Raw genomic sequence first — 15,731 nt, 5'->3', positions numbered from 1 at the left:
GCAACTAACAGAGCAGGTTAAAGAGCATCCTTGAGGTTGCCCTTTTTGTTTTCCCCTTTATCTTTTTTTCGCCTTCAATAAGGCCGCGTAGCTTGCCGCCTTTTCGGGTGGAGCAGTGAGGGATTTCTCATAACCTTTCTGGAAGCTATTTTCGTACGCCCTTACAAACCTCTGCCCGAGTATCCGCTTGGACGCCTGTACCGCATTCATTTCCGGATGTGCATGAAGGTAGGCGTAGAATTCCTCACCAGAGGAAAAAGAGAGGTACACCTGCCGGAGAAGTCCTATTTTAATGAGGGGCCGAGCTATCTCCTTCTTGTTGTCCAAGCTCAGCTGGGAGCGCGGCATCTGCTGCCAAGCACGGGAGATCCTGAAATTATGCCGGTCTTCAAGCCCCGAACGGATTCCTTCATAATATCCTTCTTCCATCCCCATCTTGACGGGGTCCGGCGGCGGTTGACCATCTGTCTGAAAACCGCCGGCGAAAAGAAGGACGGCAAATAGGAAAAAGGCCATAAGTTTCCGTGTCACAGCTTTTTCCCCCTTTCTGTTTATTTCGTCTTCTTTAGTTTAACCAGTCATTTCCTTCATATGTAGTAGGGAAGGAGGAGAATCTGATGGATAAAAAGGATCTATCTAGGTAGCTAATTTTCTTTGTGCTGAGGCAGCAGTTTAGTTCAAATAGAGAATAATAAATATTCCTTTATTTATGAAAGGAATTTTGATGAGGTAACTACTACCTTTTCTTAAAAATTGTGAAGTGTTTCACTTAAAGTAACGGGTGCGTTAGTTTAACAAGCTAAAGGCAGCAATTATAATCAATATCTTGATCTTCCGCAATCGGGCGCTTTTCCGGAAAGCGTCTTTTTGAATGGGTTTTATGCAATTGATAAAATCTTTGATCTTTACTTTGGTTATACTCATTTATAAGCAAAGTAAAGATAGGGGGCTATTTTATCTATGGAAAGAATAATATTGTGGTCACTGCTCATAATCGGGATCACCCTATTGTTTTCTAGTTTAAGAAAACCACCAATCAAAAATTGGATTTTAATTTTTTCATTGTCCTCTTGTTTTTCAACGTTTTTTGGTGTTCTTGTTGTAGAAGAGAAAATGCTCGAATATCCAGTGAGATTTTTAAGTAACTATTTTAGTTCCAGCCTTCTTTATGAATATCTTCTATTTCCAGTTGTTTGTATTTACTTTTATCAAACGACTTATCGTTCAAGATATCTCAACATTGTTCTACAATGTATTTTGTACACCACTGTTTTAACGATAATTGAGTTTTTTTTTGAAAGATATACCGAATTAATTAAATACCATACATGGACATGGATATACACATTTATAAGCACCTTTCTTCTAATGATGTTTATCCGTCTCCTTATGCAATTGATAAACAGGAAGGAAAGAGATATTTAAGGAATCTCCATTGCAAGGTTTACCATTTCTTTATCTATCTATTGCTTTTCTTTTAATAACTAAGAGCCATTTTTGCTCTTTCGCATTTTTCAATATTCCGCAATCGGGCGCATTAATTGAATAAAAATACTGATTAGTCAAGAAATGATAATTCGATGAGGTTAACAAAATGTATGAATTTAAAGAAGAATCTGAAAGAAGAGAAAAGCGATATAAGGCTTACCTATTTGTATTTATTATCACTGTACTAATAAGTACATTCATTGACCTATTCAACTTGGGAATAGAAAAGGTTTCAATACATCGAATAGTCATAAGTCTTTTAGTTTATTCTATTATCTTCTATTTTGCTTTACGTAGGAAGTTATGGGCTAACTTAATGATTAAATTTTTTGTATGGCTAAATATCTTCATATATTTTCTTATTTTTACGGTTAAAATCTTAGGATTATAGCTCAAAATATTATTTATTGTTATTCCGTAATCGGGCGCATTACTTCAATAAGGAGTAGAGCCTTTTCTTGTTCCACTAACGGGGCAGAATAGTTAAAGAATAATTGGTAAAAAGGCAATCTCCTTTTTCTTAATGGGCGTTACAAATTTGCAAACAAAAAGGTGATTCTTTGTATGTTGGAAAAAAGGGAAGGCACAATCAATGGAATTGTCTATGAATTTACCTCTTATCGTAATGGAAAGTACAGTATCTACCCAACCATTTCAGATTTGTATTTACTTTTGAATAAAATTATTCGTTCCAAAGTTACAACCGAATACCTCAGAATCACACCATTTTATTTAAATGAAAAGGTTAAATTACAACGTGAATTTGATGAATATATGTTCTATTTGGAATGTAGGGAACAGTTTACTCTCCAAGATGAGGAATTTCATATATTAGAAAATTTAGGTAGGAATGCTAATACTGTAACATCCGATGAATTTGAAACAGGGAAAATTCTTACCCCCTTGTGCAGATACGATGACCCCAAAACTTATAAATCCTTACTCGAAGGATACCGTAAGTTTTTAGATATGATTTTACCTTGTTTATTTGAATCTGCGAAGATTGACTTGGAGCTTACTGATGAAGACTTGGCATTTGGTTATTTTTGTTTTGAAATCCATAGTGAATAACTGTTTGTGAAACATTGTACTTAAACTATCGGGTGCTTTACTTCAATAAGAAGTAAGGCTTTTTTCTTGTTCAACTAAAGGGCAGAACAGTTAAACAAGATCTTCAACCCTGTGGTAAAATATGGTGAGAGATATTTGACATGACCACAAAGGAGGAACAATGAACATGCCCACATCTGAACCGGATTTTACCATTACCCGCACCCTGAATGCCCGCCGAGAGCTCGTGTGGCGCGCCTGGACCGAGGAGAAGGAACTTGCCGACTGGTTGCCTTCGACACCCCTGGAGACCATCTCCTTCGATGTTCGCGAAGGCGGACGCTACCGCTACACGATGGTCAACATCGAGACCGGCGAGGAGTATCCCACCGGAGGTGTGTTTCTCGATGTTGTACCATTCGAACGGCTCGTTTTCACCTGGGGCTACCCCGATGATCCCATCGAGAACTCCCCTGTCGTGACCCTAACCCTCACCGCACACGGCGATCGCACTGAGATGATTTTCCACCTGCGATCAAAGCCTGAAGACTGGTTGCGCGGATTCGCCGGTCACCCCGGCGATCAGTACGTGTACGACGGCTGGTCTGACGCGCTTGACAAGATTGTGAAAAAATATACTTAGACAAACGGGTGCTTTAGTAGAAGAAGCTTCTAAATTAAAGTATTAAGTAGCTCAAATCAAATGAGACTGGGCTAATTATTTTCACAATCAAAAAGCACCGCATTAAGCTGTGCAATTTCATTAACATTTTACTATAGATTTTTAGTAAAAATTCACGTTTTGCGATAGGTAATGGAACCCGTTACTATTACTTGTCCTCTTTATTTATTCGAAGGAATCCACTAATAACTGGCAGGAGCAGCAAGTGCAGTTTGTCTGTTTTCAATTCGAGGGATCGTAACTTAGAAAGCCTGTATCTATGATTACACAATAATCAAAGATACAGGCTTTCTTTTTTTGTCTATTCTTTTTTTAATCTTCCCGCCTTTTTGGCCGCCTCTTTTAATATGACTTCGATTTGGGCGTTTACGCTTCTAATTTCATCTTCAGCCCACTTTTCCAGCACCTCATATAATTTTGGATCGATGCGAAGCGGAAATGATTTTCTTTTACTCATTTACAACACGACCTTAATAAATGCTTCCTGTATTGATAATGGGCTGTGTTCCTTTCTCGGATACAATCGCGACCATTAAGTTATTGACCATCTGCGCTTTTTTCTCTTCATCGAGGTCCACAATTTCCTGCTCTGCAAGCTGGTCAATCGCAGCTTTTACTAGTCCTACTGCACCATCGACAATTACTTTACGTGCAGATAAAACAGCTTGAGCTTGTTGTCTTTGAAGCATGGCAGAAGCGATTTCGGAAGAATAGGCAAGATGCATAATCCTCGCTTCGATGACGTCAACCCCTGCAACATCCAGTCTTTTTTGTAAATCATACATAAGTACATCTGCGACTTCATCGCTATTCTGACGAAGGGTAAATGTGTTTTCGGCATGACCGAATGAATCATAAGCGTATCTGCTTGCAATATGACGAATACCGGTTTCACTTTGAATTTGAATGAACTTTTCATAGTTTTCTACGTCATACAATGCTTTTGCTGCATCCCTTACTTTATACACAACAACTGCTGCAATTTCAATTGGATTTCCTTCCAAATCATTTACTTTTAGTCGCTCACTGTTAAAGTTTCTCACACGTAAGGAAACGCTGCGTTTGAACGTAAAGGGGATGGTTGCCCATAATCCTTGGTCCCGGATGACACCTAAATAGGTTCCAAAGAAAGTTAATACCTTTGCTTCATTAGGTTGAACAATTGTTAAACTTGTTGCAACAATGAGTCCTAAAATTACGACTATTCCTCCGGATATTTTCTCCGAAATTGATCCGGTAGCAATTAAGTAAATACCAAAACCAATGCACAAAAGCGCAATAATCAACGCTGCAAAACCATTCATTTTAAATATGGATTTCTCTTTCATAAGACCCCTCCTTATCATATAAGTGATATAAAAGTGATATCACATTTATATCATAATACGGTGGCTAAAAAAAGTAAATCACTTAATTGTTTGCCAATTTTGATATTACCAGCTCGGCCAAAAGACCTGTTACGACAAATTGTGAATCCTAGAATGGGACTATTTAATTAAAAACCGTGAAAGATGTTGATTTTTGAGAGAATCGGCAGGATTTTTAATTTTAATTAAAGAATATATATACAACTAAAATTCACTTGCTTATAGAAGTCTTTTTGAGAGATTGCAAGAAGAACGGTGATACAAGAAGAAAATGAGTAAATCACTCCTGGACGTTTATTTCACTATGCAACTAACTGCAGATAGAAACAGGTAAAGCCATTTTATTCAAACATTCTATCAAGGTATGAAAGAGGGTATATGATATGATTGAAAATTTCTTTGCAGACTATAAAAAGTTTATTGTTGTACCGGAGGATAAAAACGGAGTTGAGAATGAAGTATTTGACCCCAAAAATTATGCGGCAAATTATATCCTAACACTGTCCATTTTTGATTCTCGTTTATCTTCCTGGAGAGATGCCAGTAAATTTGAGATAGATGTCGAAAAAAGTATCAAAACAGTCCTGAGGGATTTCAATCAAAAGCAACGAGGGAAGTACTATCTTCAATTACTAGAATTAGATAGGTATAAAAACTATTTTATCGTTGCTCTTTCTTCAAAAACAAAATTTAATCCAGGGGAAGAAAATAAACGTATAGCTTATATCATTGATAACCTACTTTCGAACCCATTTTATGTTGGAGAAGGATGGTTCAACCTAATTGGTGAAAAAGGAAGAGTGGCCCGTAAACTCTTTTGCTGCTCCTTTAAGGAATATGTAGTGGAGGACCTTAATCAAGAAAAATATGAAAACATCAGTGAATTAATCCCTAAAAATGGAGAGATTAAACTGATCAAAAGCTCTCAGAAAAGGGATATTCTCTGAAACGCACAGGTAACAGGTGCACTTAACTTGCCAGGTCAGAGCTATTAGAGAATGGGGCTAAAAAGGATTTGGAGACATTTTTTCAAAAAGTAGATAAGAATATCAAAAGACAACTTTATTATTTGAAGTGAAAAGGAAGGTGACGACGGGAACGTGGTCTCCTTCCTTTTTTGTTCCTTACACTAAAAAATTTCTTGAACATTTAGTTCCACTTATTCATAAAGAAAGCACCGGTACATACAGTAGTAAAAAGTTTTGCCTATTTTAATGAGATTGAACTATTAGTCATTTTTGTAAATTACTTATACAGAGGTGTGAAAAAATGAGTAATAAGGAAAAAAAGACCGATGGTAAAATAATAAATTTAAAAGAGTGGCAAGATAGGCAAAAATACGAGGAAAAAGTGGAGCCCGAAAGTATTAAAATTGAAAAATTATATGAGTTATTACATTTCACTCACACAATCAAACAGATTATGAAAGGCGAGCTTAAACTAGGAGGACATGTAATTAATCGTAATTCCAAGGAGTGTAAACAATTAATCTCACTGATCGATAACTTTTACAATAAAGATATTTTTTTTGAAGAAGTGAACCTTTTCGATTTAAAACATATATTGACAGAAGCCTGGGATATACTTAATTCATCCCAGAAGTATTAGACTATAGTACATTTTAAAACAAAAAAACCTGTGAAAAATTTTCACAGGTTTTACTTAATGAAATAATGTTGGCGGTACCCCCTGAATAAAAAATCTTTCCATACAAAGAATATATATAGTTTACTACCAGATTAGGAGGGAGTCGCATGGTAAATATAATGGAAACAATCATGGATGCCATGAAATCACTGACAGTTCAAGACGAAGACCAACCTCTTCATGTCGGAGAAGTAATGGCATGTTGGATTTACTTAGCTGGACTTGATTTAGCAAAAGTATCTGTTCAAGCAGGTATAAATACCACGACGGATGATGAACTAAAAACAATACTTGAAGAAGATATGAAATTAGGCACCAGTCAAAGGGAAAGACTTCATGATTTCATGATTAAGGAAGGAATTACATTACCTCCTGCCCCTGCAGATATACCAAAATCAGACCCTAACAGTATTCCACTTGGTGTTAAATTAACGGATGATGTGATTGCAAACGAATTATCTTTAAAAATCGTTAGTTTAATTATGCGTGCTGCTGGTGCTGCTTCCGAATCAATTCGTACAGATGTCGGTTTAATGTTTATTCAGTTTCAAACAGAAAAATTTGCTTTCGCGGCTAGATTAAAACATTTAATGCGCAAACGTGGATGGATTAAAGTACCACCGTTTTACGTTCCACATGGATCCCAACAACCATTAAGTTAGGGGTGCGTTGATCATACATGTGGACAAGAACACAAGGACACACTAAGCCCTTCCAGAAAGGATTACTATGCCAATCAATACTTGAGCTATTGCCAATGGTTCAATCAAATAAAAAAGCCGTTTAAAAAAAGGGATATAATGTACAATATCGACAAAGGAATGATTAGAATAAAAACAGTAGATAGAGGAGATGAAGCAGTACTTCTTTCTTAGGTGCTGTTTTTTCTATTGGCAAAGGTGGCTTCTATAATTCAGGTGTATACGTGTGTTCAATTAATTTACCTATTATTGGGCATCCTTATTTTAAGGATGTTTTTTGCTGTACAACATCAATACATAAAATCTTGAAAACAGACCTCATAGTTAATGATCAACATGATTTGTTTATCGATTATTAAAATAAGAATGATAATGGTTCATGTAAGATTTCAATAAATTGACCATCATAGTATTAACAATAAAGTAGAAATGAAGCCAAGAGGGGTGAAGTTTTTTGAAATGCCTGCATTGTGTTTATTCCAATCCAGATGGTGTGAAGTTCTGCTTAAACTGCGGCGAAAAGTTTTTTAAAAATAATACACTAGAGGATGAAAACAGCTTTTTTTATGAGTTTGCCCATTATGTTGATATGGTCCCAAAATTTGAACGATCGATTGAGCCGAAATTTCAAAACTTATTTTCGCGTGTTTTCCGTAATCATAGTGAACTAGAAGCGGAACGGCTGTTCATCGTTGGAACTGCGCTTACCACACCTAAAATTTCGGAAGTGAAAGACACATGGCCAAAACCTTGGCTTTTTGCAAGGGTGTTCATCATTGCGCTTCTTGCCTTCGTAGGATTTTATATTGGTGTAAGCTATTTTAGAAATGTGAACTTTATACCTGGACTGATTATTGTTGGTGCTTCTGCTGTTCCCTTTACAACGTTAACCTTCTTCTGGGAGATGAATGCTCCGCAAAATATTGCTTTTTATCGAGTCATTTATGTCGTGATGATCGGCGGGATTCTCTCCATGTTAGTCGCGCTCGTGTTTTTTGATATTCTGAAAAACATGATCAATCCAATTACGATTGGAATTGCTGAGGAGCTTGCCAAAGCGATAACAGTCATTACTTTTGTTAGATACCGAAAATACAGATATATTCTAAACGGCCTTCTCATTGGTGCAGCAGTTGGAGCAGGTTTTGCAGCGTTCGAAACAGCTGGGTATGCTTTAAGGGCACTGCTTTCTGGGGATGGTGCAAAACTCTACAACACAATCCTATGGCGAGGGATCTTTGCTCCAGGCGGGCATGTTGCTTGGGCTGCTTTGACTGGTGCAGCATTCTGCCGAGTACAAGGAGACCAACCATTTAATCTTAACATGCTATTCCGTTTTAAATTTTTACGCGTCTTTATCTTAGTGGTTTTGATTCATGCTTTATGGGACACACCAATACCGGGAATGTTTCCATATGGACAAGCTTTTTTAATGGCAGCTTCATGGGTAGTTGTTTTCCTGCTCATCCGTGCCGGTCTAAAGGAGATAGGGGAAAGAAAATTGATGTATTAAGAAAACAGGGGAGAGATCTTCTGTTTTATTTTTTTGTATGGGAAATCGGGACGTGTTGCTGCCTGACCCAGGTAATACTTTAAATAACCTGATTTTTTTCCTAGGAAACCAGCTGAAAAGTCTTCGGGGCCGCTAGTCCTATATGATATAGGAAAAATGGACCAAAAATTCTCTTTCGTATTGACAGTAGCCATTTATGATTTTATATTTAAAATTGTAAAAGTATTCAGAATAAACACATTCCCAATCTTTAAATTTAGATCAAACAGAAACCGGTTTCTGCTTTCGATATTCTTCAAGCGAAAAGCAAATCGACAGCAAGAACTTTTTTTCATCCCCATGATCCTCCCACGTACCGAGCGAAAAGAAAGCGGTTTCCACAATCTCATCTAGGTAAAAACGACAAAGCTATTTTCAGAAAGGCAAAGCAAAAAAACAGGCATAATTTCTAAAACCTAGGCATTTATTTTTGATGAAATAGAAACCGGTTTCTATCTAAAAAAAAACACCACACAGCTGAGTTTTCATAAGAGGTGGAACCTAATTCCCATTCAAAAGAAACCGGTTTCTGTATTAAACTTTAGGAGGTGATTATCAATCTAGCTTTTTGAATCTAGAAGAATAGTAAAAGGAGGATGCATTTATGGTAAAAGCTAATTTTAAACAAATGGCTAAACGGATTTTAACATGCGGTTCGGCCACAGCTCTGACGCTTAGTCTGCTTGCACCTGCAGCACCTAAGGTACTTGCCGCCGAAGAATCCCAATCGAACACTGTAACAGAGAAGGTGAAATTAGACCCAAGCTATCAACAGGCACCATTTGATGGCTGGGGAACAGCCCTTGTATGGTTTGCTAATATTACGGGAGGCTGGCCGGAAGAAGTCAAAAATCAATTAGCCGATGCCCTTTATGGCAAGGATGGACTTAATTTTAATATTGCTCGATATAATATTGGCGGTGGTGATTCACCAGAGACCACTCCGTACATGCGTCTTGGCGGAGCAGTCCCTGGTTATTGGAATCGGCCGTCCGAATTTGGTCCGCCCAATGGAAACACAGCTGGCTGGACAGAGCCGAAGAATTGGTGGGACCCCAAAAATCCTAACCATTGGAACTGGAGCGCTGATGCCAACCAGCAATGGTGGCTGAAAGCAGCTAAGTCTAGAGGCGCTGATACGTTTGAAGCCTTTTCAAACTCGGCACCATACTTTATGACGCAAAGTGGATACGTATCCGGAAACTGGGATGCAAATAAGGATAACCTGAAGCCTGATCAATACACGAATTTTGCCAGCTATTTAACGGGAGTTGTGGACCATTTACAGCAAGAAACAGGCATTCAATTTAAAACGCTTTCACCAGTAAATGAACCGAATACTAACTACTGGGGGGCAAAAGGCAGACAGGAAGGATCACACTGGGACCCGGCATCACAAGCGAAAATGATTAATGAGGTGAAAAAGCAATTGTTCGAAAAAGGATTGGATACAGTTGTCTCGGCAATGGACGAAACCAATCCAGGAAAATTCCGAGCAAATTGGGATGCGTATAATTCGCAAACCCGCAATAATATTGGACAGTTGAATGTACATACGTACGGTACAGGAGAAAGAACGGGTGCGAGAGATATTGCCAAAGGTGCGGATAAAAGACTGTGGATGTCGGAGGTTGACCTTAGCGTCGGCGGTCAGAATCATGAGGACATCAAGACAGGACTTGCCATCTCGGAAAGAATTCAGGCGGATATCCAGCAGCTCGAGCCTGAGGCATGGGTGCTTTGGCAAGCAGTTGAAGATGAAGTAAACATGAGACCTGAGCATGAAAATGGCAACTGGGGTCTACTACAGGTTGACTTTGCTGCCAAGGATTTCAGCGATTTTAAAATCTACAAAAATAAGAAATACTACGCTATGGGGAACTACAGTAAATTTATCCGTCCTGGCGACCAGTTTATCAACTCAAACAACAATAATACTCTGGCGGCGATTGATTCGAAAAATGACTCCGTGGTTGTCGTTTATACCAATTCATCTACGGAACAAAAAGCAGTCGACTTTGACTTATCTGGATTTGAAACGGTGAAAGAGACGGCAACAGCAACACCATATACAACCTCTGCCACCGATAATTTACAGAAAAAAGCAGACATCCAGGTAAAAGATGAAACATTAACAGCGGAAGTTCCAGCACAATCGATCACGACCTTCGTCGTATCCGGTGTATCTGGGGTCAACAAGGAAGCTGGCTTCTTAAATAGCAAAGATCAATACAAAATAAGCAATCAAAATAGCGGCAAGGTCCTCGATATCACTCAGGATGGCAAGATTGTTCAAAAAACGTATGACCGCGATAAAGCGGCCCAGCAGTGGAGCATTCAAAAAGTCACCGATGGATACAGCTCTAAAGAATTATTTAAAATTGTCGACACCAATAGCGGAAAAGTCATGGGGGTAGAAAATGGGTCAGCTGTGGAGCAAGCCGATCAAAACTCAGCTAGCCAAAAGTGGATGTTATCCACCTCCGGCAATCGACAATACACGTTAATAAACGCAGCAAACGGTCAATTACTGGAAGTTGGCGGTTCGTCAACAAGTGAAAACGCTGCAGTTGGGGTCTGGTCAGCGAATGCTGGAAAGAACCAAAGCTGGAAAATCGATAAGGCCGGAATTGTAGATATTGAACCTGCCAATGTAGTCGTCACAAAGAAAAAAATAGCACCGGAAATGCCGCAGGAGGTAACAGCGATTTACGGTGACGGAGAAAGAGTGCGAAAAGCGGTGAAGTGGGATGCGATTGACCCTGTACAATATGAAAAGGAAACCATTTTTACCGTAAGGGGCATGGTTGAAGGAACAAAGATTCCAGCAGTCGCCAATGTAACCGTAAGTAAGGTAGAAAGTGTGGAACCAATTAAAGTGAAAACTGTTCCAGGCAAAGCGCCGGCCCTGCCTGCATTTGTTCCTGCTACACTTGAAAATGGTACTGAAGGAAACGTCAGTGTGAATTGGGAACCGATTGACCCAAGTAAGTTTGAAAATCTTGGGAAATTTACTGTCAAAGGCTCTATTCCGTACAGTCCAGTTAAAGTAACGGCCATTGTGCAAATCACCAAACCAGAATTGCAGAACGTTGCATTAAACCTTCCGAACTCTGGGCAGGAGTTTCCAAAGGCAACTGCTTCCTTTACCGGACAGTATGATAAAGTAACCAATGTCAACGATGGAGATATCTCTTCGGTTCGCTGGACGAACTGGGATCCAAACAGCTGGAGGCCTGAAGATTGGGTAGCCATCGATTTTGGCCAAGAGGATACGATTTCCAAGCTCGATTTCCATTTTTATGATGATGGCGGCGGTACGAGACCACCAGCATCCCTTCAGCTTGAGTACTGGGATGGAGCCAATTGGAAGGCCATTGACGGTACCCAATTAGAGGTGAAGGCGAAAAAGGACGTAACGGTGAATTTTGCACCCGTGACTACATCGAAGATCCGTGCGGTGATGAAAGCCATGCCGAATACATGCATTGCGATTTCGGAGATCGAGGTATTTGGAAAAGGAGATGTCACGAAGGCTGGACCAAGCATTGGCGATGATGCAACGCTTGAGAGTATCATAATCGATGGAAAGCCGCTAAAGGGTTTCCAATCTGACCATTTTATGTATGATGTGAAGGACAAAGCTTCGAAATCTCCTGTAGTGACAGCGGTAACCAACGACTTATTTGCCTCTTATCAGGTAACGGAAGAAAAGGACGCTGCTGTAATCACCGTAAAATCGGAGGATGGACTCCAGACGGAAACCTATACGGTTACATTTAGATAATCCAATGGGTCATAGTTGAGGATGTTGAAGTACTCAACTATGACTTTTTATTGCTGTTTTTTTTCCCATGCCGCCACTTTCACCTTAACAACTACCATTTTTCTATTAAAATCGATTACAATTAGAAGAAAGATAGTTAGGATAAAATCGTTTCTATATATGGGTTTATTTTTTAAAAGAAGGGAGGGATTCAATTGGATAAAAAGACGTTGACCATCTACGATATTGCCGAAGCTACAAACGTATCTCCGGCGACCGTATCTAGAGTCCTAAATGGCAATTATCCCGTCAGCAAAAAGACAAAAGCGAAGGTGCTGGCGAAAATACAGGAATATAATTTCCAGCCAAACAGTATTGCCAGAAGTTTGTCAAAAAAAGAAACAAAGATGATCGGGCTGATTTTGCCAGACATCACCAATCCATTCTTTTCAAGCTTCTGCATCGAATTGGAAAAATACGCTCAAAAAAAGGGCTACACGCTCTTCTTATGCAATTCCATGAACGACAGCACGATGGAGTCGGTTTACCTCAAGGTTCTTTCGGAACGCCAGGTCGAAGGGATCATCATGATGGGCGGCCGCATTAACAAATCAGCAACCGTTCAAGAAGAAGCTGCTGAGGTGTTGGAGGTAATGAAAAAGATCCCTGTTTTGATGGTCAATGGAGAGATGGCGGGCGTTGATTGTTATAAAGTGAAATCCAATGAGCGGTTGGGTATGAAGATGATTGTGGAGCATTTAGTCCAAATCGGCCACCAAAACATTGGCTTACTGGGAGGAATGGAAGGGATCACCTCAACCGATATGAAGGTTGAAGAGTTCAGACAGCTCCTGATGGAAAATGGTCTGATATATCATCCTGAATGGCAGATCTACAGCGGTTTTTCAGTAGAAAGCGGACAAGAGGCGATGAAACTACTGTTAGAAAACAAGGAATTGCCAACGGCGATTATTTGTATGAATGATATGATTGCCTCCGGCGCTTTCATTGCGTGCAATCATCAACAGATCGACCCAAAGAAATTTGCCTTTGTAGGCTATGATGATACGTTTGTCGCCGATATCTTGACGCCGAGCCTTACCTCGATTAACCATGATTACGAAAAACTCGGGACAGTGGCATTGGATTTAATTATGAACGCCAAAAATGAGCAAGAAGCACCGGAAGTGACAAAAGAAGTCACCATTGAACCCTTTCTCACCAAGAGAAACTCCACTGCCTGGCGATGACCACAAATTTCTTATTGAATAGGGAGTTTGGTTGAAGAAGAAACGGTAAATACTCAATGTTTTATTTACACATTTGCAAAAGATAATAAGAATGAAAAAAAGGGATCAGAGGTTAACGGGTTCTGTCTTCGAGTATAAAATATAAAAAATCAATAGAAAAGGGACATCAAATCGCAACAATTTGGTTGTCCCTTTTTGTTGTTTATTTAGGTATTTCTAATAAAATATGCATACTTTTAGTATGCCAAATCTCACCTAAAAGAGAGCGTTACAGAACTTCTGTAACGGTAATAATTAATAAGCTTTTTACGTTCCATTTCAGTTCTGATACGGCATTTATTATAAATCGATTACATAGATTGTGAAAAAATGTACTTAAACTAACGGGGCAGGATAGTTGAAGAAGGTATTTTGGATTCTATGGTAAAATTTATATAGGAATGAGACAGATTTTTAGGAGGAAACTTAATTTTTATGATTAATATTGTTGGACAAAAAATAGCCTTGAAAGAAGCTACTCATCAAGATCTTGATGAATTGTATTATTGGAAATTTGAAGAAAAGGAACAAGAGGCGAAGAAATGGAATGGACCCTATATACCTGAACCTAAAATTACAAAGGAAGAATTTCTAAAAAGTTGGGAGAACAACTATGAAATTACCACCAACACTCCTAATTCACTAATTATCTTTGTAGGAGATAAATTAATTGGAACAGTAAGTTCTTATTGGGTAGATAGAAACACTAATTGGTTAGAAACTGGTATCGTTATTTATGATAAAAATTACTGGAACGGTGGATACGGTACTGAGGCTTATAAACTTTGGATAGATTTCTTATTCAAATCCACTGGATTACATCGATTAGGTATGTCAACTTGGTCAGGAAATGTAAGAATGATAAAAGTTGCAGAAAAATTGGGAATGAAAGAAGAAGCAAGAATAAGACAAGCAAGAATGGTAGATGGTAAATATTTTGATGCCATTAAAATGGGGATTTTACGAAGAGAATGGGAACAGTCTTCTTAAAGTAACGGGTGCTTTAGTTGACTAAAATAGCGATCTGCCTTTGCAGGTCGTTTTTAATTTTGTTATGTAGCTAACGAAGCAGGATAGATTAATTAACAACAGGAAAAGTTAATAATTAGATAGTAAACCCTAAGAAAATTTGATGTGAAGGAAGAAGGATAAAATTTCTATGTCGCTAACGGATGGGGTGGTTCTCTTATTAATAGGTCTTATATCTTCTATAACCTTATTGATTTCTGGGTATAAGGAATTTAAAAAAGATGAAACCAAAACATCAAAAAAGGTGTTATTTTTAATTTTAGATTTTCTTGAGATCTTTAATCCCAATAGTCTAAATGGTTTTGCTTTTATGTTATCTCTTGTGGCTATTGTCATTGGTCTTATACTCATAAACGGATTATTTCACTAACGGATGCTTGAGTTAAAGTTCCAGCTGCCATTTTGGTGGCTTTTTCTTATTCAGCTAACGGATGCAGGATAGTTGAACAAGAGGATGCTAAAATTACAGTAGGAACTTTTGTTTTGGAGGTAATAAATATGGATTTTGGCAAACAGTGTTCAGCTGAGTTAGAGAAGTTGACTGGAGGACATTGGCGTGATAATAGTTTGTATTTCACTTTAGAACAAATTAACCAGCTACCCATTATTATAAAGCGTCTTAACTATATTGATGATTTAGTAATAAGTCCCTTTCATATTACTGATAGTTCAGTGATGGAGGCTTATTGGTGTACCCTTTCTATTAAGACTGTAAATGATGTTCAAGATAAATATATAGTGCTTTTAAGCGAGGCAGGTAAAAGCAGACTAGAAGAAATTGAAGACCACTATATTGAACAATGGGATTATACTTATTATGAAATTCTAAAGGACGATATAAAAGGGTTTATTGAGAGTTTAAATCGCTATGTAACATATATGGAAAGGCGAGAAATTTTACTTAGAGAAGAATATGATATACCTAATCATAATAATCAAGGTATATATTATGAAATTTGGTAAATTTTTGTTTGACTAACGGGTTGCAAGAGTTGAAGTTCCAGCTGCCATTTTTGGCGGCTTTCTTCTTGTGCTCCCTCAGTTAGATACGATTATCTCTCGAATACTCACTTATTCGCAGGAATTCAAATCACTTGAATGATCAATAAGCCGTGGAATGAATGAGTAATTAGCATTTTGGCTACATGAAGGCGTACTAA

The 15,731-nt window shown here is 38.3% G+C and carries 14 protein-coding genes; 11 read left to right on the top strand and 3 right to left on the bottom strand.

Annotated features, from left to right (window positions below):
• Positions 1–57: 57 nt before the first annotated feature.
• A complete protein-coding gene (locus KW850_RS04055; protein ID WP_218346305.1) occupies positions 58–531 on the bottom strand; it encodes a hypothetical protein in 474 nt (157 codons plus the stop codon).
• Between the two features lie 429 nt (positions 532–960).
• Here KW850_RS04055 and KW850_RS33115 point away from each other — a divergent pair, with 429 nt between their 5' ends.
• The 3 genes from KW850_RS33115 (at position 961) to KW850_RS04045 (ending at position 3,181) form a co-directional block, all read left to right on the top strand.
• Positions 961–1,425 (top strand): CBO0543 family protein, encoded by a 465-nt coding sequence (locus tag KW850_RS33115; RefSeq protein WP_256358074.1) that lies wholly within the window; start codon positions 961–963, stop codon positions 1,423–1,425.
• Between the two features lie 627 nt (positions 1,426–2,052).
• Positions 2,053–2,559, top strand: a complete 507-nt coding sequence (locus tag KW850_RS04050; RefSeq protein ID WP_218346304.1) for a hypothetical protein — start codon at positions 2,053–2,055, stop codon at positions 2,557–2,559.
• Between the two features lie 166 nt (positions 2,560–2,725).
• On the top strand, positions 2,726–3,181 hold the full coding sequence (locus KW850_RS04045; RefSeq protein ID WP_218346303.1) for an SRPBCC family protein: 456 nt from the start codon (positions 2,726–2,728) through the stop codon (positions 3,179–3,181).
• A gap of 340 nt (positions 3,182–3,521) precedes the next feature.
• Here KW850_RS04045 and KW850_RS04040 read toward each other — a convergent pair whose 3' ends face one another.
• Together KW850_RS04040 and KW850_RS04035 are read right to left on the bottom strand one after the other, a co-directional pair.
• Positions 3,522–3,677 carry a type II toxin-antitoxin system antitoxin gene (locus KW850_RS04040; protein WP_098573206.1) on the bottom strand — a complete coding sequence of 52 codons (156 nt, stop codon included), beginning with the start codon at positions 3,675–3,677 and terminating at the stop codon, positions 3,522–3,524.
• Between the two features lie 13 nt (positions 3,678–3,690).
• Positions 3,691–4,548: an SPFH domain-containing protein gene (locus tag KW850_RS04035; protein ID WP_218346302.1), complete on the bottom strand. Its 858-nt coding sequence runs from the start codon at positions 4,546–4,548 to the stop codon at positions 3,691–3,693.
• Between the two features lie 422 nt (positions 4,549–4,970).
• On the opposite strand from KW850_RS04035, the gene KW850_RS04030 reads away from it, so the two are divergent.
• The 8 genes from KW850_RS04030 to KW850_RS03995 all read left to right on the top strand — a co-directional run bounded on the left by KW850_RS04030 (position 4,971) and on the right by KW850_RS03995 (position 15,534).
• Positions 4,971–5,534, top strand: coding sequence for a DEAD/DEAH box helicase family protein (locus KW850_RS04030; protein ID WP_218346301.1), 564 nt, complete (start codon positions 4,971–4,973; stop codon positions 5,532–5,534).
• 322 nt (positions 5,535–5,856) lie between these two features.
• A complete protein-coding gene (locus KW850_RS04025; RefSeq protein WP_218346300.1) occupies positions 5,857–6,195 on the top strand; it encodes a hypothetical protein in 339 nt (112 codons plus the stop codon).
• Between the two features lie 146 nt (positions 6,196–6,341).
• Positions 6,342–6,896 (top strand): DUF3231 family protein, encoded by a 555-nt coding sequence (locus KW850_RS04020; protein ID WP_218346299.1) that lies wholly within the window; start codon positions 6,342–6,344, stop codon positions 6,894–6,896.
• A 493-nt stretch (positions 6,897–7,389) separates the two neighbouring features.
• A complete protein-coding gene (locus KW850_RS04015) occupies positions 7,390–8,448 on the top strand; it encodes a PrsW family intramembrane metalloprotease (RefSeq protein ID WP_218346298.1) in 1,059 nt (352 codons plus the stop codon).
• Positions 8,449–9,091: 643 nt separating this feature from the next.
• A complete protein-coding gene (locus tag KW850_RS04010) occupies positions 9,092–12,274 on the top strand; it encodes a glycoside hydrolase (RefSeq protein ID WP_218346297.1) in 3,183 nt (1,060 codons plus the stop codon).
• 194 nt (positions 12,275–12,468) lie between these two features.
• Positions 12,469–13,503 carry a LacI family DNA-binding transcriptional regulator gene (locus KW850_RS04005; protein ID WP_218346296.1) on the top strand — a complete coding sequence of 345 codons (1,035 nt, stop codon included), beginning with the start codon at positions 12,469–12,471 and terminating at the stop codon, positions 13,501–13,503.
• 474 nt (positions 13,504–13,977) lie between these two features.
• Complete coding sequence (locus KW850_RS04000; protein ID WP_218346295.1) at positions 13,978–14,532, top strand: GNAT family N-acetyltransferase; 555 nt, start codon at positions 13,978–13,980, stop codon at positions 14,530–14,532.
• 537 nt (positions 14,533–15,069) lie between these two features.
• On the top strand, positions 15,070–15,534 hold the full coding sequence (locus KW850_RS03995) for a hypothetical protein (protein ID WP_218346294.1): 465 nt from the start codon (positions 15,070–15,072) through the stop codon (positions 15,532–15,534).
• Positions 15,535–15,731 lie beyond the last annotated feature (197 nt).

The organism is Bacillus sp. sid0103, assembly GCF_019219025.1.
Note: the sequence above shows the minus strand (reverse complement) of the source record. Positions and strands in the feature narration are given on the sequence as shown.

Coding starts and splice junctions, on each gene's coding strand:
- KW850_RS04035 (WP_218346302.1), bottom strand. CDS start 4,548: ATGAAAGAGAAATCCATATTTAAAATGAATGGTTTTGCAGCGTTGATT.
- KW850_RS03995 (WP_218346294.1), top strand. CDS start 15,070: ATGGATTTTGGCAAACAGTGTTCAGCTGAGTTAGAGAAGTTGACTGGA.
- KW850_RS04030 (WP_218346301.1), top strand. CDS start 4,971: ATGATTGAAAATTTCTTTGCAGACTATAAAAAGTTTATTGTTGTACCG.
- KW850_RS04040 (WP_098573206.1), bottom strand. CDS start 3,677: ATGAGTAAAAGAAAATCATTTCCGCTTCGCATCGATCCAAAATTATAT.
- KW850_RS04020 (WP_218346299.1), top strand. CDS start 6,342: ATGGTAAATATAATGGAAACAATCATGGATGCCATGAAATCACTGACA.
- KW850_RS04025 (WP_218346300.1), top strand. CDS start 5,857: ATGAGTAATAAGGAAAAAAAGACCGATGGTAAAATAATAAATTTAAAA.
- KW850_RS04045 (WP_218346303.1), top strand. CDS start 2,726: ATGCCCACATCTGAACCGGATTTTACCATTACCCGCACCCTGAATGCC.
- KW850_RS04050 (WP_218346304.1), top strand. CDS start 2,053: ATGTTGGAAAAAAGGGAAGGCACAATCAATGGAATTGTCTATGAATTT.
- KW850_RS33115 (WP_256358074.1), top strand. CDS start 961: ATGGAAAGAATAATATTGTGGTCACTGCTCATAATCGGGATCACCCTA.
- KW850_RS04000 (WP_218346295.1), top strand. CDS start 13,978: ATGATTAATATTGTTGGACAAAAAATAGCCTTGAAAGAAGCTACTCAT.
- KW850_RS04010 (WP_218346297.1), top strand. CDS start 9,092: ATGGTAAAAGCTAATTTTAAACAAATGGCTAAACGGATTTTAACATGC.